Annotated in this window: 16 protein-coding genes and 1 tRNA gene; 12 read left to right on the top strand and 5 right to left on the bottom strand. The window is 63.5% G+C overall.

Annotation, left to right across the window (positions count from 1 at the left end; translation table 11 throughout):
- Positions 1-77: 77 nt before the first annotated feature.
- The 9 genes from ACMGGG_RS02010 to ACMGGG_RS01970 all read left to right on the top strand — a co-directional run bounded on the left by ACMGGG_RS02010 (position 78) and on the right by ACMGGG_RS01970 (position 7,605).
- Positions 78-1,805 carry a tetratricopeptide repeat protein gene (locus ACMGGG_RS02010; RefSeq protein ID WP_151926537.1) on the top strand — a complete coding sequence of 576 codons (1,728 nt, stop codon included), beginning with the start codon at positions 78-80 and terminating at the stop codon, positions 1,803-1,805.
- 3 nt (positions 1,806-1,808) lie between these two features.
- The gene (gene lolB, locus ACMGGG_RS02005) at positions 1,809-2,426 is read left to right on the top strand and encodes a lipoprotein insertase outer membrane protein LolB (RefSeq protein ID WP_054894613.1); all 618 of its coding nucleotides are present in this window, start codon (positions 1,809-1,811) and stop codon (positions 2,424-2,426) included.
- A gap of 4 nt (positions 2,427-2,430) precedes the next feature.
- The gene (ispE, locus tag ACMGGG_RS02000; protein WP_112897333.1) at positions 2,431-3,291 is read left to right on the top strand and encodes a 4-(cytidine 5'-diphospho)-2-C-methyl-D-erythritol kinase; all 861 of its coding nucleotides are present in this window, start codon (positions 2,431-2,433) and stop codon (positions 3,289-3,291) included.
- 20 nt (positions 3,292-3,311) lie between these two features.
- Positions 3,312-3,386: transfer RNA gene (locus ACMGGG_RS01995), tRNA-Gln, on the top strand.
- A 47-nt stretch (positions 3,387-3,433) separates the two neighbouring features.
- On the top strand, positions 3,434-4,375 hold the full coding sequence (locus ACMGGG_RS01990) for a ribose-phosphate pyrophosphokinase (protein ID WP_029614333.1): 942 nt from the start codon (positions 3,434-3,436) through the stop codon (positions 4,373-4,375).
- A gap of 121 nt (positions 4,376-4,496) precedes the next feature.
- Positions 4,497-5,096 (top strand): 50S ribosomal protein L25/general stress protein Ctc, encoded by a 600-nt coding sequence (locus tag ACMGGG_RS01985; RefSeq protein WP_054894615.1) that lies wholly within the window; start codon positions 4,497-4,499, stop codon positions 5,094-5,096.
- Between the two features lie 80 nt (positions 5,097-5,176).
- A complete protein-coding gene (pth, locus tag ACMGGG_RS01980; RefSeq protein WP_414154782.1) occupies positions 5,177-5,761 on the top strand; it encodes an aminoacyl-tRNA hydrolase in 585 nt (194 codons plus the stop codon).
- 22 nt (positions 5,762-5,783) lie between these two features.
- Positions 5,784-6,884, top strand: coding sequence for a redox-regulated ATPase YchF (gene ychF, locus ACMGGG_RS01975; protein WP_054894617.1), 1,101 nt, complete (start codon positions 5,784-5,786; stop codon positions 6,882-6,884).
- 253 nt (positions 6,885-7,137) lie between these two features.
- On the top strand, positions 7,138-7,605 hold the full coding sequence (locus ACMGGG_RS01970; RefSeq protein ID WP_063542904.1) for a DoxX family protein: 468 nt from the start codon (positions 7,138-7,140) through the stop codon (positions 7,603-7,605).
- Between the two features lie 16 nt (positions 7,606-7,621).
- On the opposite strand, the gene ACMGGG_RS01965 is transcribed toward ACMGGG_RS01970, so the two are convergent.
- Positions 7,622-8,548: a LysR family transcriptional regulator gene (locus ACMGGG_RS01965; RefSeq protein WP_414155776.1), complete on the bottom strand. Its 927-nt coding sequence runs from the start codon at positions 8,546-8,548 to the stop codon at positions 7,622-7,624.
- A 148-nt stretch (positions 8,549-8,696) separates the two neighbouring features.
- Between ACMGGG_RS01965 and ACMGGG_RS01960 the strand changes: the two genes are divergently transcribed.
- Both ACMGGG_RS01960 and ACMGGG_RS01955 read left to right on the top strand, forming a co-directional pair.
- On the top strand, positions 8,697-10,319 hold the full coding sequence (locus ACMGGG_RS01960) for an FAD-dependent oxidoreductase (protein WP_414154781.1): 1,623 nt from the start codon (positions 8,697-8,699) through the stop codon (positions 10,317-10,319).
- The gene (locus ACMGGG_RS01955; protein ID WP_054895487.1) at positions 10,316-10,642 is read left to right on the top strand and encodes a ferredoxin family protein; all 327 of its coding nucleotides are present in this window, start codon (positions 10,316-10,318) and stop codon (positions 10,640-10,642) included. Before ACMGGG_RS01960 ends, ACMGGG_RS01955 begins: the two co-directional genes overlap by 4 nt.
- 17 nt (positions 10,643-10,659) lie before the next feature.
- Here the strand turns inward: ACMGGG_RS01955 and ACMGGG_RS01950 are convergent, their stop codons facing one another.
- The 3 genes from ACMGGG_RS01950 to ACMGGG_RS01940 form a co-directional block, all read right to left on the bottom strand.
- Positions 10,660-11,538, bottom strand: a complete 879-nt coding sequence (locus ACMGGG_RS01950; RefSeq protein ID WP_414154780.1) for an SDR family NAD(P)-dependent oxidoreductase — start codon at positions 11,536-11,538, stop codon at positions 10,660-10,662.
- Between the two features lie 66 nt (positions 11,539-11,604).
- The gene (locus ACMGGG_RS01945; protein ID WP_054895485.1) at positions 11,605-12,180 is read right to left on the bottom strand and encodes a TetR/AcrR family transcriptional regulator; all 576 of its coding nucleotides are present in this window, start codon (positions 12,178-12,180) and stop codon (positions 11,605-11,607) included.
- Positions 12,181-12,301: 121 nt separating this feature from the next.
- The gene (locus ACMGGG_RS01940) at positions 12,302-13,318 is read right to left on the bottom strand and encodes a 1-aminocyclopropane-1-carboxylate deaminase (protein WP_414154779.1); all 1,017 of its coding nucleotides are present in this window, start codon (positions 13,316-13,318) and stop codon (positions 12,302-12,304) included.
- 157 nt (positions 13,319-13,475) lie between these two features.
- Here ACMGGG_RS01940 and ACMGGG_RS01935 point away from each other — a divergent pair, with 157 nt between their 5' ends.
- Positions 13,476-13,985 (top strand): Lrp/AsnC family transcriptional regulator, encoded by a 510-nt coding sequence (locus ACMGGG_RS01935; protein ID WP_414154778.1) that lies wholly within the window; start codon positions 13,476-13,478, stop codon positions 13,983-13,985.
- 61 nt (positions 13,986-14,046) lie between these two features.
- Here ACMGGG_RS01935 and mdeB read toward each other — a convergent pair whose 3' ends face one another.
- Positions 14,047-16,755: an alpha-ketoglutarate dehydrogenase gene (gene mdeB, locus ACMGGG_RS01930; RefSeq protein WP_414154777.1), complete on the bottom strand. Its 2,709-nt coding sequence runs from the start codon at positions 16,753-16,755 to the stop codon at positions 14,047-14,049.
- Between the last annotated feature and the right edge of the window lie 35 nt (positions 16,756-16,790).

Raw genomic sequence — 16,790 nt, 5'->3', positions numbered from 1 at the left:
CACACACTTCGCGGGTGGGTTTGCCCCCGCGCTTGTGTCATCATGCTCCGACCGCCGGTTAGTCCACCAAAGCCTCTATGAACAGACCCTACGCATTGCTGCTTGCCTTCGCCCTGCTCCAGGGCTGCCAGAGCCTGATCCCGCACAAGAGCGAGGATCAGCAAGCTGTTGCCGAAGCCGACAAGCCCGAGGCGAAAACCCCTGTGGTGTATGGATCGTTCAAACAGGACACGCTCTACAGCCTGCTGGTGGCTGAACTTGCCGGCCAGCGCAACCGCTTCGACATTGCCCTGGCCAACTATGTCGACCAGGCACAGAAAACCCAGGACCCGGCCGTCTCCGAGCGTGCCTACCGCATCGCCGAGTATCTCGGGGCCGATGAACCGGCCCTCGACACCGCGCTGATCTGGGCCCGCAACGACCCGCAGAACCTCGACGCCCAGCGCGCCGCGGCGATCCAGCTGGCCCGCTCCGGCCGCTACGACGACGCCATGGCCTACATGGAGAAAGTGCTCCAGGGCCAGGGCGATACCCACTTCGACTTCCTCGCCCTGTCTGCCGCCGAAACCGACCAGAGCACCCGCGACGGGCTGATGCAAAGCTTCGACCGCCTGCTGGTCAAGTACCCGGACAACAGCCAACTGGTCTTCGGCAAGGCCCTGCTGCTCAACCAGGACGGCAAGACCGAACAGGCACTCGAACTGCTCGAAAGCCATCCGCCACGCAATGGCGAAATCGCGCCGATCCTGCTGCGCGCGCGCCTGCTCCAGGCCCTGGACCGTGGCGGCGAAGCCCTGCCACTGCTGCGCGGGGCGATTCGCGACAATCCGGACGACAAGCGCCTGCGCCTCACGTATGCCCGTACGCTGGTCGAACAGGACCGCATCACCGACGCCAAGGCCGAGTTCGAGAGCCTGCTGCAACAGTACCCGGATGACGACGAGCTGCGTTATTCGCTGGCGCTAGTGAGCATGGAGAACAAGAACTGGGACGAGGCCGAAGGCTACCTGCAGGAGATGGTCGAGCGCGACAGCAACGTCGACGCCGCGCACCTGAACCTCGGGCGCATTCGCGAAGAACGCGGCCTCCCGGCAGCGGCCCTGCGCGAATACGCGCTGGTCGGCCCAGGCCCGGACTACCTGGCCGCGCAATTGCGCCAAGCCGATATCCTGATCGCCAACGGCCGCAGCGCCGAGGCCTCGCGCCACCTGGCCGAAGCCCGCGAAGCACAGCCCGACTATGCGATCCAGCTCTACCTCATCGAGGCCGAAACCCTGGGCAACAATGGCAAGGAAGCCCAGGCCGACCAGGTACTGCAGCAGGCCATCAAGCGCTACCCCGACGATCTCAACCTGCTCTACACCCGCGCCATGCTGGCTGAAAAGCGCGACGACCTGCCGCAGATGGAAAAAGACCTGCGCGCCATCATCGCCCGCGAACCGGAAAACGCGATGGCCCTCAACGCCCTGGGCTACACCCTGGCCGACCGCACCACACGCTATGGCGAAGCAAAAGCACTGATCGACAAAGCCCACCAGCTCACCCCGGACGACCCAGCAGTGCTCGACAGCCTGGGCTGGGTCAATTATCGCCTGGGCAACCTGGACGAGGCCGAGCGCCTGTTGCGCCAGGCGCTGGAGCGCTTCCCCGACCATGAAGTCGCCGCCCACCTGGGCGAGGTGCTGTGGGCCAACGGCAAGCGCCGCGAAGCGCGCCAGGTCTGGGCCAAGGCCTTCGCTGAACAACCCGACAGCCCTATCCTGCGCAAGACCGTCCTGCGCCTGACCGGATCCGAGAACCTTTAAATCATGCGTTTGCGTCATCTCATCACCTTCGCCCTGATCGCCCTGCTCACCGGCTGCGCCGGTTTCGGCACCCGTGAAGCCGTCCAGGGCAAGGGCAGCCCGCAACAGTGGCGCGAGCACAAGCAACAGCTGAGCACCCTCGACGGCTGGCAGATCAACGGCAAGGTCGGCATCCGCGCCCCGCGTGACTCGGGCAGCGGCACGCTGTTCTGGCTGCAGCGCCAGGACTACTACGACATTCGCCTGGCTGGGCCCCTGGGTCGCGGCGCCGCACGCCTGACCGGCCGCCCCGGCGGCGTGGTGCTGGAAGTGGCCAATCAGGGCCGTTACGAGGCAGCGAACCCCGAAGCCCTGCTCGAAGAGCAGCTCGGTTGGCGCCTGCCGGTATCGCACCTGGTCTGGTGGGTGCGCGGCCTTCCGGCCCCGGACAGCAAGAGCCAACTGACCCTCGATGGCGACAGCCGCCTGGCCCGCCTCACCCAGGACGGCTGGGAAGTCGAATACCTGAGCTACATCGAACAGAACGGCTACTGGCTGCCCGAGCGCCTGAAGCTGCACGGCGAAAACCTCGACGTCACCCTGGTGGTCAAGGACTGGCAACCCCGCCAGCTGGGACACTGATCCGATGCAAAGGCTCACCCTGCCCGCGCCGGCCAAGCTCAACCTGTGGCTGCACATTACCGGCCGACGCGCCGACGGCTATCACGAGCTGGAAACCGTGTTTCAGTTCCTCGACCACGCCGACCAGCTGAGCTTCGAGCTGCGTGACGATGGCCTGATCCGCCTGAACACCGAGATCGCCGATGTCCCCCACGACAGCAACCTGATCGTGCGCGCAGCGCGCAAGCTGCAGGAACAGTCCGGCACACCGCTGGGTGTCGACATCTGGCTCGACAAGGTCCTGCCCATGGGCGGCGGTATCGGTGGCGGCAGTTCCGATGCGGCCACTACCCTGCTCGCCCTGGATCATCTGTGGCAGCTCGACTGGCCGGTCGACCGCCTGGCTGCGCTGGGGCTGACACTGGGGGCCGATGTGCCGGTGTTCGTACGTGGTCATGCCGCCTTCGCCCAAGGCGTGGGCGAACAACTGACCCCGGTCGATCCGGAAGAACCCTGGTATGTCGTGCTGGTGCCGCAAGTGTCTGTCAGCACAGCGGAAATTTTTTCGCATCCAGAGTTGACACGTGATTCCCTCCCCCTTAAGATGCGCCCCGTTCCCGAGGGAAACAGTCGAAATGACTGCCAACCGGTGGTAGAGCAACGTTATCCAGAAGTTCGCAATGCGCTGAATTCGCTGGGTAAATTTACGGAAGCTCGAATGACCGGCACTGGAAGTTGCGTGTTTGGGGCCTTCCCAAGCAAAGCCGAAGCTGATAGAGTTCTGGCCCTTCTTTCAGAGACCCAAGCAGGGTTTGTGGCAAAAGGAAGCAATGTTTCGATGTTGCATCGCAAGCTGCAAAGTCTGATCAAGAAGTCGAGCGCATAAGCGTTCGCAGCAACAGATACAGGGGCGTCGCCAAGCGGTAAGGCAGCAGGTTTTGATCCTGCCATGCGTTGGTTCGAATCCAGCCGCCCCTGCCATTTTCCTTATACTCATCCAGGTTACCCTCAGCCTTCAGGTACTGCGCGTGTCCAAGATGATGGTCTTCACGGGGAATGCCAACCCCGATCTGGCTCGGCGTGTCGTACGTCAGCTGCATATCCCACTGGGTGATGTTTCTGTCGGTAAATTCTCCGACGGCGAAATCAGCACTGAGATTAATGAAAACGTCCGCGGTAAAGACGTCTTTATCATTCAGCCGACCTGCGCTCCGACCAACGATAATCTGATGGAACTGGTAGTGATGGCCGACGCCTTCCGCCGCTCCTCAGCTTCCCGAATCACCGCCGTGATTCCTTACTTCGGATACGCCCGCCAGGACCGCCGTCCGCGTTCGGCACGTGTAGCCATCAGCGCCAAAGTCGTCGCTGACATGCTCACTGTCGTGGGTATCGACCGTGTTCTCACCGTCGACCTGCACGCTGACCAGATCCAGGGTTTCTTCGATATTCCTGTCGACAACATCTACGGTTCGCCCGTACTGGTCGACGATATCGAAGACCAGCGTTTCGATAATCTCATGATCGTCTCCCCCGACATCGGTGGTGTGGTGCGTGCACGCGCCGTCGCCAAGTCGCTGGGTGTCGACCTGGGTATCATCGACAAACGCCGCGAGAAAGCGAACCACTCCGAGGTGATGCATATCATCGGCGACGTCGAAGGGCGCACCTGCATCCTGGTAGACGACATGGTCGACACCGCCGGCACCCTGTGCCACGCGGCCAAGGCCCTGAAAGACCACGGCGCTGCCAAGGTCTACGCCTATTGCACCCACCCGGTTCTGTCGGGTCGTGCGATCGAGAACATCGAGAAGTCGGTGCTCGACGAGCTGGTGGTGACCAACACCATCCCGCTGTCCGCCGCTGCTCAAGCCTGTGACCGTATCCGCCAACTGGATATCGCACCGGTAGTCGCTGAAGCGGTCCGCCGCATCAGCAACGAAGAATCGATCAGCGCGATGTTCCGCTAAGCGGAACGCACGCTGACGAGAAGCGCCCCGCCCCGGCATCGATGTCGGGGCGGGGCTTTTTTGCCATCCCCGTCCGGCGCTGGTCGCAAACGCCCTCGGGGGGCTATTTTGGAGAAACAAAATGACTGATTTCACCCTGAACGCCCAAGCGCGTACTGACCTGGGGAAAGGTGCGAGCCGCCGCCTGCGTCACTCGCTGAACATCCCTGCCGTTGTCTACGGTGGTAACAAGGACGCCGAGTCCCTGACCATCCTGGCCAAGGAAATCACCAAGCTGTTCGAAAACGAAGCTGCCTTCAGCCACGTTCTGGAACTGAACGTCGACGGCAAGAAGCAGAACGTCATCGTCAAGGCTCTGCAGCGCCACCCGGCCAAAGGCTTCATCATGCACGCCGACTTCGTTCGCGTCGTTGCTGGCCAGAAGCTGACCGCCAAGGTTCCGGTTCACTTCGTTGGTGAAGAAGCCCCGGTCAAGAAAGGCGGCGAGATCTCCCACGTAGAATCCGAGATCGAAGTTTCCTGCGAAGCCAAGGACCTGCCTGAGTTCATCGAAGTCGACCTGTCCAAGGCCGAAATCGGCACCATCATCCACCTGTCGGACCTGAAAGCTCCGAAAGGCGTAGAGTTCGTCGCTCTGGCCCACGGTGATGACAAAGCCGTTGCCAACGTTCACGCTCCACGCGTGTCCGCTGAAGCTGCTGAAGAAGGCGCTGCCGAGTAATCCACTCGCACGCCGGCGTTGATCGGGTTACAGTGCCGCGCGCACCGTAACCCACCAACTCCAAGGAAAGAGCCCCTGACGTGACCGCCATCCAGTTGATCGTCGGCCTGGGTAACCCCGGCCCCGAATACGAACAGACCCGGCATAACGCAGGGGCTCTTTTCGTTGAACGCATTGCCAGCGCCCAGCGCGTTTCGCTGTCCGCTGACAAAAAGTATTTTGGCCTGACGGCTAAGTTCAGCCATCAGGGCAACGATGTTCGCCTGCTGATTCCCACCACCTACATGAACCGCAGCGGCCAGTCCGTGGCGGCATTGGCCAATTTCTTCCGTATCAAGCCGGAAGCGATCCTGGTGGCACATGACGAACTCGACCTGCCTCCCGGCGTCGCCAAGCTCAAGCGTGGCGGCGGGCATGGCGGGCATAACGGCCTGCGCGACATCATCGCGCAGCTCGGTAACCAGAACGACTTCCACCGCCTGCGGCTTGGCATTGGCCACCCGGGCGACGCCAAACTGGTCTCCAACTTCGTCCTGGGCAGCGCGCCGCGCGCCGAGCAGGAGAAGCTCGACGCCAGCATCGATTTTGCCCTCGGCGTGCTGCCGGACGTACTGGCAGGCGACTTCGCCAAGGCCATGCGCGAACTGCACAGCCAGAAGGCCTGACTTTCTAGAAAGGGGAATTCCCATGGGTTTCAATTGCGGCATCGTCGGCCTGCCCAACGTCGGCAAGTCCACCCTGTTCAACGCCCTGACCAAATCCGGTATCGCGGCGGAGAACTTCCCCTTCTGCACCATCGAGCCGAACAGCGGCATCGTGCCAATGCCCGACGCACGCCTGGCGGCGCTGGCCGAGATCGTCAAGCCGAACCGCATCCTGCCGACCACCATGGAATTCGTCGACATCGCGGGCCTGGTCGCCGGCGCCTCCAAGGGTGAAGGCCTGGGCAACAAGTTCCTCGCCAACATCCGCGAGACCGACGCCATCGCCCACGTGGTGCGCTGCTTCGAAGACGAGAACGTGATCCACGTCTCCAACAGCGTCGACCCCAAGCGCGACATCGAGATCATCGACCTCGAACTGATCTTCGCCGACCTCGACAGCTGCGAAAAGCAACTGCAGAAGGTCGCTCGCAACGCCAAGGGCGGCGACAAGGAGGCCCTGGCACAGAAGGCCTTGCTGGAAAAGCTGATCCCGCACTTCACCGAAGGCAAGCCTGCGCGCAGCCTGATGAAGCACATGGCTGACGATGAAAAGGCCGCGATCCGTGGCTTCCACCTGCTGACCAGCAAGCCGGTCATGTACATCGCCAACGTTGCCGAGGACGGCTTCGACAACAACCCGCACCTGGACGTGGTGAAAGCCATCGCCGAGGAAGAAGGCGCGGTCGTGGTGCCGGTGTGCAACAAGATCGAAGCGGAGATCGCCGAGCTGGAAGACGGTGAGGAGAAGGACATGTTCCTCGAGGCCCTCGGCCTTGAAGAACCCGGCCTGAACCGCGTGATTCGCGCCGGCTACGAGCTGCTCAACCTGCAGACCTACTTCACCGCCGGTGTGCAGGAAGTCCGCGCCTGGACCGTCCGCGTTGGCGCCACCGCCCCGCAAGCGGCCGGTGTCATCCACACCGACTTCGAGAAGGGCTTCATCCGCGCCGAAGTGGTCGCCTATGACGACTTCATCCAGTTCAAGGGTGAAAGCGGCGCCAAGGAAGCCGGCAAGTGGCGCCTGGAAGGCAAGGACTACATCGTCAAGGACGGTGATGTGATGCACTTCCGCTTCAACGTCTGATCGCGCTGCAGGAGCATTCGGTACGCCGTCTCACTCCCAGCCAATAAAAAACCGCGCCTTTGCGCGGTTTTTTATTGGCTATTGGAAGCCTCGATGGGCGAGGGCCGCTAGGCGAACATCACGGCTACTGTTAATGCAGCTGGAATTGACAAGTCCAATCCCCCCGCTTTATCCCGCCGGCATCAACCACCATCATTGAATCAACCGCTCCACTGTCGACCATTGACGCAAGCAACACTGCGAGGGCCCGCACATGACCAGCATTCCCCGCGACACCCTGCCATCCGCCCGCAATCTTCAGGCACGGCTGGAGCCGGTGTTCTACGCCCTGCTGCGCGGTGTACTGGGCATCGTCATGTTCACCCACGGGCTGCCCAAGCTGCTGGGTGACTCACATGGCTCGATGGCCGATCCGATGGCCAGCTCGACCCACCTCATCGGCAACGTGATGGGCCTGCCGTTCGCTGCCGAACTGGCGTTTCTGGTGATGCTGCTGGAAACCGTCGGCGCGCTGATGCTCGTCGTCGGCGTGCTGACCCGGCCCGTTGCCCTGGCCATGGCCGCGGAGATGGTCGGGATCAGCTACGCCCTCGGTCCGACCTGGCCGTGGGTGGACCGGGGCATCGAATATCCGGTGATCCTCGGCAGCCTGGCGTTGTACATGGCCATCCGGGGCGGCGGACGCTTTGCCTTGGACCACACGTTGTGGCACGGGCGCTAAGTGCAACACGGCCCGTTCAGGCAACGCTCGCATCCCCACCTGGCGCCTGGTCCATCGCCTGCAACAACTCGATGAACGCCTCGGCCTGGGGCGACAGCACATGACGGCGCAGGCTCACCACGCCGTCACGAATCTGCAGGGCTTCAAGGTCGGGTGAAATGTCCACCGGCTTGAGCTGATGCAATCTAGCCCCCTCCTCTGCCGCCAGGCTCAATTGCAGCTGTGATGCACAGCCGATGGCATCGGACTGCAGGACGATATCCAGCAACGGCCGCCCGTTCTCGCACTCCACCGCCGGCAGGTAATCACGACGCCCCGAGTACTGCAGCACGAGGCTGCGCACACCGAAGGAGCACACCGTCGGAAAGACGAGCAGTTGCTCGCGGGTAACACCTTCCTGGGTTGCCAGTGGATGGTCGTGACGGCAGAAAAAGCACCAGCTGCGCGGCTGCAAACGACGGATGCGGTAGTTGGGGTCGAGCTCGAAGCTTTGCGAACTGGCGATGAAAAACTCGATTTCTTCGGCCATCAAGCGCCTGTTGAGGTTTTCACGGGTATCGACGACGAAGTGCGCGTTGACCTGCGGTTGCAAGGCGATGAAGCGCGCCAGCGTGCGCGGCACCAGGCCGGCAGCCGGTGCCGGAGCGCAGCCGAAGTACAGCATGTCGCGATCAGCGCTGTTGAGGCGGCTGATCTTCTCACCGAGCTCTTGCGCCTTGCCGAGGATGTCCAGTGCATACGACAGCAGCAGTTGCCCCTGTGCTGTGGGCGGCAATCCCTTTTGCTCGCGCTCTAGCAGCTTGCAGCCGGCCTGATGCTCCAGGGCCTGGATGCTGCGGCTGAAGGCCGGCTGCGAGAGGCTCACGGCCTGTGCCGCGAGGGAAAAACTCCGGTGATTCATCAAGGCAACGAAATGCCGGAGATTCCTCAGCTCGTAATGCATTTGGTGCATGACCTCTTTTGCAAAAAGCAATTGTGTATCTGGGTGGGGAATCTTAGCCTTAAAGAACCAAAACAAACAAACAAATATATTTTAATAACCAATTGGAATATATGTTGTTTGTTAATCCAGATGCGGCAGGACAGCCACCATGAGTATTGCGAAAGAAGACACTTCAGGAACTGAACGCGAGTACAGCGCCGATGTGCTGGTGATCGGTGGCGGCCCGGCCGGCGCGTGGGCGGCGATCGGCGCTGCCGCAAAGGGCGCCAAGGTCATTCTGGTCGACAAAGGCTATTGCGGCGCCTCCGGGGCTACTGCGCCCTCCGGCACTGCCGTGTGGTGTGTGGCGCCGGAGGCCGAAGCCCGCAAGGTCGCCAAAGCGAGCCGCTATGCCATGGGCGGCGAGCTGGCCGAGCCGCGGTGGATGGATCGCGTCCTGGAGCAGACCTGGCGCAATCTGGAGTTGCTCGCCGAATGGGGCTATCCGTTCCCGGTGGACGAACAGGGCCGCCAGCGGTGGGTGTCGCTGCAGGGCCCCGAGTACATGCGCCTGATGCGCAAGCGGGTCAAACAGGCGGGTGGGCGCATTCTCGATCACAGCCCGGCGCTGGAACTGCTGGTCGATGAGCACGGCCAGGTCAGCGGCGCCACCGGCATCAGCCGGCAGAAGCAGCAGCGCTGGAGCGTGCGTGCCGGGGCAGTAGTGCTGGCCACCGGTGGCGTGGCTTTTCTCAGCAAAGCGCTGGGCTGCAATGTGCTGACGGGCGACGGCCACCTGATGGCTGCCGAAGCAGGCGCGGAGTTTTCCGGGATGGAGTTCTCCAATGCCTATGGCCTGGGGCCAGCCTTCGCCTCGGTGACCAAGTCGGCGCTGTACTCCTGGGCCACGTTCTACCATGCCGATGGCCATGAGATCGAAGGGGCAGGCTCGGCGCGTGGTCGCGGTGTGATCGCCAAGACCTTGATGAACGAGCCGGTGTTCGCCTGCATCGACCGCGCCGATGCCTCTACCCGCCAATGGATGCGCTCGGCGCAACCGAACTTCTTCCTGCCCTTCCAACGCATGGGGCTCGATCCGTTCAGCGATCGCTTCCCGGTGACCTTGCGCCTGGAAGGCACCGTGCGCGGCACCGGTGGCCTGCGTATCTGCAACGACCAGTGCGCCACCTCGGTACCCGGGCTGTATGCCGCTGGCGATGCTGCAACCCGCGAACTCATCTGCGGCGCCTTCACCGGCGGCGGCAGCCGTAACGCCGCCTGGGCGCTGTCCTCCGGGCTATGGGCCGGGGCCGGGGCCGCCGAATTCGCCCGCGACCAGCGCGGCAGCGCCATGCGCCGCCTGCTACAGTCCGGTACGGTCGGGCTGCGAGGGCAAGGCAAGCATGCCTTCGACCCGGAAGCGACGATCCGCGCCGTCCAGGCCGAAGTCTTCCCGTACGAACGCAACTGGTTCCGCCAGGGCGAGCGACTCGACGCTTCGCTTGGCCGCCTCGACCCGCTGTGGCAGCAACTGCGCCAGGCCGCGCCCGCCAGCCCCGAACACCTGCTGCGCGCCCGTGAGGCGGCCGCCCTGCTCGCCACCTCACGCTGGATGTACCGCAGCGCCCTGGCCCGCACCGAAAGCCGGGGCATGCACCGGCGCGACGATCATCCCCGGCTCGACCCCGAGCAGCGTCACCGTCTCATCAGCGGCGGCCTCGACGAGGTCTGGACCGCACGCGAAACACTCGGCCCCGCCGACCACAGCCTGCTGCCAGAGAAAGCCGCATGATCGAACTGATCAGTGCCGACCGCTGCACCGGCTGCAACATCTGCGTGCTGGTATGCCCGACCGACGTGTTCGAAGCGGTGCCCGGCCAGGCACCGCTGATCGCGCGGCAATCCGAGTGCCAGACCTGCTTCATGTGCGAGGTCTACTGCCCGGAAGATGCGCTGTTCGTCTCGCCACTGGCCGATGAACAGGCCGCAGTGGACGAACAGCAATTGACCGCACAGGGCCTGCTCGGCGGTTACCGAGAAGCCCTCGGCTGGGGCAAGGGGCGTCACTCGACCGCCGCCCTCGATGAAAGCTACCAGTTCATCAAAGGCATCTAGAGGCTGTCGCCGCGGGATCACCTGCGCCGTTTCAAGCCGTCCATGCCGGCGGGCAACTGGGCATCGGGGAAATGCGTCGAGAGCGTTGTCTCGCGCCACTGCTCCAGCTCTTCGGCACGCGCGCGCTCGTCGAGCCCATACACGTACAACGCATCGCCACCGAGCAGCAGGCGCAACGGCAGGTCGTCGCGGCGCGACAACTGCACGATCAGTTCGGCGATCTTCTGCGGGTCACTCACTTCGTTGCCACCGTAGCCCGCCAGCAGGCGCAGCACATGGCCGACGGTCACATCGTAGTCTTCCAGCATGCCCTCGAGCGGACGTTTGGCCTCGCTCGCCCAGTCGGTGCGCATGCCACCGGGCTCGAGGGTGCAGACCTGGATGCCCAGCGGCGTGACTTCCTTGGCCACCACATCGCTGAAACCACCCACCGCCCACTTGGCCGCCTGGTAGGCCGAAAGGCCGGGCGTCGAGGTGCGCCCCCCCACCGAAGACACCTGGAAGATATGGCCGCTACGCTGCTTGCGCATCACCGGCAGAACTGCACGCGTCAGGTTGACGACACCGAACAGGTTGGTCTCGACCTGCGCACGAAAGTCATCCGCAGCCATCTGCTCGAACGGCGCGGTATGGCCATAACCCGCATTGTTGACCAGCACATCGAGGCGGCCAAAGGCATCGAGCGCAAGTTGCACCGCCTCCTGCGCGGCCTGCTCGTCGGTGACGTCCAGGGCGAAGACCCGCACCTGCTGCTCGCCGTACTGCGCCACCAGGTCGTCCAGGCGCCGTGGGTCACGGGCGCCAGCGACCAGAACATCGCCGTTGCGCAGTACTGCTTCACTGATGGAGCGACCCAGGCCACGGGCCGCACCGGTTACAAGCCAGACTTTGGACATGATTCGACTCCTTCGCCGATGCATATGAGTGATTAATCACTCATTTAAAAGGTATAAAAAAACCTGTCAGCGTCCCCCAAGGGCCGCCCACAGGGCATTGAATCCAGCCGTACGATAAGCCTCGGCCTGATCGGGTGACTGCTTGATGAACTCCATGGCTGTCTCGGCCATGGACACGAACATCGCGCCATAGAACGCCTGCGCCTGCTCTGCCGGCAACCCGCTGGAAGCGGTGCGCTCGCGCAGCAGTGCCCCCACCTCATCGAAACCCTCGCTGCCTGCGGCACGGTGCTCGGCATCGATGCGTCCGCTGACACTCAACTGGCGCAGAGCCTCGCGTGCCGCAGGGCTACCGATACCCCAGTCGACGTAACCGTTCCAGGCATGTCGAATAGCGGCCTCGGCCGTCGCGTTACGGGGAAAGTCAGCCATCATGGCCAGGCGCAGACCGGCCTTGAGCTCCAGGTACAAGGCGTTGAGCAGCACGTCCTTGTTTTCGAAGTAGGTGAACACTGTCCCCTCGGCCACACCCGCCAGCCGCGCAATGCGCGCGGTAGTGGCACTCAGGCCATCCTCGGCGAGCGCCTGGCTGGCGGCGGCGAGGATGGCGTTGCGCTTGTCGTGACTGCGGGGACGGGCCATGGCGATGTGGACACTTAACTGAGTGAGCGCTCAATCATATTCATATTCGCCTCCAACGCAAGCCCTCCCGACCTGCGGTACCCTTGCCGACCCAGCGCAAAGAGCACGGCAGCGTCACCGATCAGCCGTTGCGGAACAGGAAGCTGTAGGCGTTGAGCGCCGGCACGCCGCCTAGGTGCGCATACAGTACCCGCGAACCTTCGGGGAACTCCCCATCGCGCACCCTACCGATCATCCCCGCCATCGACTTGCCCTCGTACACAGGGTCAGTCAGAACACCCTCCAATCGGCCACACAGGCGGATCGCCTCCAGCGTGCCCTCGTTCGGCAGCCCGTATTCGGGATGGGCATAGCGGGTATCGAGCACCACATCGTCCTCGGTGATCTCGCGCCCCAGGTCTACCAGCTCGGCGGTGTGACGAGCGATGCGCAGGATCTGTGCCTTGGTCTGCTCCGGCTTGGCTGACGCGTCGATGCCGATCACCCGCTGCGAGCGGCCATCGGCGGCAAAACCGACCACCATGCCCGCCTGGGTGCTGCCGGTGACCGAACAGACCACGATGTAGTCGAACTTGAAGCCCAGCTCCGCCTCCTGCTGGCGCACCTCTTCGGCAAAGCCGACAAAGCCCAGCCCGCCGTAGGGATGCTCGGAGCACCCTGCCGGAATCGGGAACGGCTTGCCGCCCTTGGCGCGAACATCCGCCATTGCCTGCTCCCAACTGGGGCGGATACCGATGTCGAAGCCCGCGCTGTCGAGCCGAACATCGGCGCCCATGATGCGCGACATCTCGATATTACCGACGCGGTCATACACAGCGTCGGAGTAGTTCACCCAGTTTTCCTGCACCAGCACGCACTTCATGCCCAGGTGCGCTGCCACTGCGGCGACCTGACGTGTCTGGTTCGACTGAATGCCGCCGATCGACACCAAGGTGTCACAGCCTTGTGCCAGCGCTTCAGGGATCAGGTATTCGAGCTTGCGTGTCTTGTTGCCACCAAAAGCCAGGCCGCTGTTGCAGTCCTCGCGCTTGGCATAGAGCTCGACCTTGCCTCCCAAGTGGGCACTCAAGCGCTTGAGCGGGGTGATTGGGGAGGGTCCGAAGGTCAGCGGATAACGCGTGTAGCGACTCAGATTCATGGCTGTGCTCCCAATTGCGAAACGCGCGGATCGCGGGCTCCGATAGCGTCAATGCTAGGGAGGTTGGCCAGAAAACGGGTTGCAAGTTTTCCATGAATTTCGAGCTATTGTTTTATTGAACAATGATTTCACATCACTTTGTTGTGAGGCTCAAACATTGAAAGCAACAAATGAGCGCGAGCAAAAAAGGCCGTCACTCTCCGGCCCGCCACAGCTAGACCGTATCGACCGCGCGATCCTGCGAGCCCTGCAGCAGGACGCCTCGATCGCCAACGTGGCCTTGGCCGACAAGGTCAAGCTCAGCGCCCCGGCCTGTCTGCGACGGGTCGAACGCTTGAAGCAGGCGGGGTTGATCAAGGGCATCGTCGCCCTACTGGACAGCGAACGTCTCGATGCTGGGATGGTGGTGCTGATCGGCGTGGTGCTCGACCGCTCCACCCCGGAATCCTTCGCCGCGTTCGAAGCGGCCGCGCAGAAGGTCTCCGGGTGCATGGAGTGCCATGTGGTGACGGGGGAGTTCGACTACTTCATGTTGCTGCGCACACGCGACAGCCAAAGCTTCAACCGCCTGCACGCCGAACAGTTGCTGTACCTGCCAGGAGTACGCCAGATCCGATCGTTCATGGGCTTGCGCCAGGTGCTTTCGACGACACGAATCGTGTTGTAGAGGGGAGATTGCGCTGTTCTTTTCGCCATCAAGCCCGCGAAGAGAACAGCGCAGTCGGTGATCAACACGCCCAAGGCACTGGCGCCTCAGGCTCGATGCCATAGCGCGCGATGGCATCGGCACACCGCTGGCGTTGCAACACACCTTCATCGGCCAGGCTCGAAAGCGCCGCCAGCACGATCTGGCGGCTGTCGACCTCGAAGAAGCCGCGCAGTTGCTCACGACTGTCGCTGCGCCCGAAGCCATCGGTGCCCAAGGCAACGAAACGATCCTGCACATACGGCGCAACCAGGTGCGGCCAGGCGCAGACATAATCGGTCGCGGCGATCACCGGCGCGCCCTTGGGCAGGCACTGCACCAAGTGACTGGCCCGCGCCGGTTCCTGCGGATGCAGCCGGTTCCAGCGCTCCACCTCCCGTGCCTCGCGCGCCAGCTCGCTGAAACTGGTGGCGCTGAACACTTCGCAGGCCACGCCCCAGTCCTGCGCCAACAGGCGTGCCGCCGCCTGCACCTCGCGCAGGATGGTGCCTGAGCCCAGCAACCGTACCTTGCCACTAGCCCCCTCCGGCATGTGTTGCTCCAGTCGATAGAGCCCCCGGATGATGTCGCCTTCGACCCCGTCCGGCAGGCTGGGCTGTGGATAACTTTCGTTCATCAGGGTCACGTAGTAGAACGCGTCTTCCTGCGCTTCGAGCATGCGCCGCATGCCGTGGTCGAGGATCACCGCGAACTCACCGGCAAACGCCGGATCGTAGGCACGGCAGTTGGGCACGGTCGAGGCGATCAGCAGGCTGTGGCCGTCCTGGTGCTGCAGCCCTTCGCCACCCAGGGTGGTACGCCCAGCGGTAGCGCCCAGCAGGAAACCACGGGCGCGCTGGTCGGCGGCAGCCCAGATCAGGTCGCCGATGCGCTGGAAGCCGAACATCGAGTAGTAGATGTAGAACGGCAGCATCGGCAGGCCATGGGCGGAATAACTGGTGGCCGCCGCCACCCACGAGCTGATCGCCCCCGCCTCGCTGATGCCTTCTTCAAGGATCTGCCCGTCCAGCGCCTCGCGGTAGCAGAGGATCGAACCGATGTCTTCGGGCTCGTAGCGCTGGCCGACGCTGGAATAGATACCGATCTGCTTGAACAGGTTGGCCATGCCGAAGGTACGCGCCTCGTCGGCGACGATAGGCACTACCCGCGGCCCGAGCTGGCGGTCCTTGAGCAGCCCGCCGAGCATGCGCACGAAGGCCATGGTGGTGGACATTTCCTTGCCATCGGCCTGGGTGGCGAACGCCGCGTAGCTGGCCAGCGCTGGCACCGGCAGCCCCTCGGCCTGGCGTGGTCGCGACGGCAGGTAACCGCCCAGTGCCTGGCGACGTGCATGCAGGTAGCGTATCTCGTGGCTGTCGTCGGCGGGCTTGTAGAAGGCCAGGGACTCGGTCTGCTCATCGCTCAATGGCAGGTTGAAGCGATCGCGGAAGGCCATGAGCGCCTCGCGGTCGAGCTTCTTCTGCTGGTGCGTGGTCATCTTGCCCTGCCCCGCCTCCCCCATGCCGTAGCCTTTCTTGGTCTGCGCCAGTACCACGGTCGGGCGACCATCGCCTTGCTGGGCGGCATGGTAGGCGGCATGGATCTTCACCATGTCGTGACCACCGCGCTTGAGGCGGTCGATCTGCTCGTCGCTCATGCCCTGGGCCATCCGGGCCAGCGCCTCGCTCTGGCCGAAGAAATGCTCGCGGTTGTAGCGCCCATCCTTGGCGGCGAAGGTCTGAAACTGCCCATCGACGGTGGCCGACAGCGTGCGCTCCAGCTCGCCGCTTGCATCGCGGGCGAACAGGCCATCCCAATCCGATCCCCAGACCAGCTTGATCACCCGCCAGCCAGCACCGCTGAACAGTGCCTCCAGTTCATCGATGATGCGCCCGCTGCCACGTACCGGGCCGTCCAGGCGCTGCAGGTTGCAGTTGACCACCCACACCAGGTTGTCCAGGCGCTCGCGCGCCGCAAGAGTGAGCGCCGACATGCTTTCCGGTTCATCCATCTCGCCGTCGCCGAATACCCCCCACACGCGCCGCCCAGCGCCCTGACGCAGGCCGCGGTGTTCCAGGTAGCGCATGAAGCGCGCCTGGTAGATCGAACTGATCGGCCCGATGCCCATGGAGCCGGTCGGAAACTGCCAGAAATCAGGCATCAGCCAGGGATGTGGATAACTCGAAAGGCCCTGCACATCGCGGCGCCGTGCAGTGATTTCCTGTCGATAGTGCTCCAGCTGCTCAACCTGCAAGCGGCCCTCAAGGAAGGCCCGGGCGTAGACCCCCGGCGCCGAGTGCGGCTGGAAGAACACCAGGTCGCCCGTGCCCGGCGTATCGCCGCCACGGAAGAAGTGGTTGAAGCCGACCTCGAACAAGTCGGCAGCACTGGCGTAGCTTGCAATATGACCGCCCAGCTCGCCGTAGGCCTGGTTGGCGCGCACCACCATGGCCAGCGCGTTCCAGCGCATGATCGAGGCCAGACGTTCCTCGGTCGCCAGATCGCCCGGAAAGGCCGGCTGCTGCTCGACGCCGATGCTGTTGATATAGGGCGTGCCATGCCCTGGCTGCCAGCCCACGGCATGATGCCGCGCCAGCGCCGCAAGCCTGTCGAGCAGAGCCCGCGTGCGCGGCGCGCCTTCGTGTTCGAGCAGCGACAGTAACGCGTCGCGCCACTCATCCAGGCCCTGGGTGTCGGTGTCGTCCTCGGCGGACGGCTCGCGCAACGATCCTGCAGCTTGATGGATGCTCATGACAGCACTTGCACCTCGGTGTACTTGTTGGAGGG

This window comes from Pseudomonas sp. BNK-44-b, from assembly GCF_047456245.1.
Taxonomy (GTDB): Bacteria; Pseudomonadota; Gammaproteobacteria; order Pseudomonadales; family Pseudomonadaceae; genus Aquipseudomonas; species Aquipseudomonas machongensis.
The sequence above is the reverse complement of the archived record's forward strand: the minus strand, read 5'-3'. Positions and strand labels throughout refer to the sequence as shown.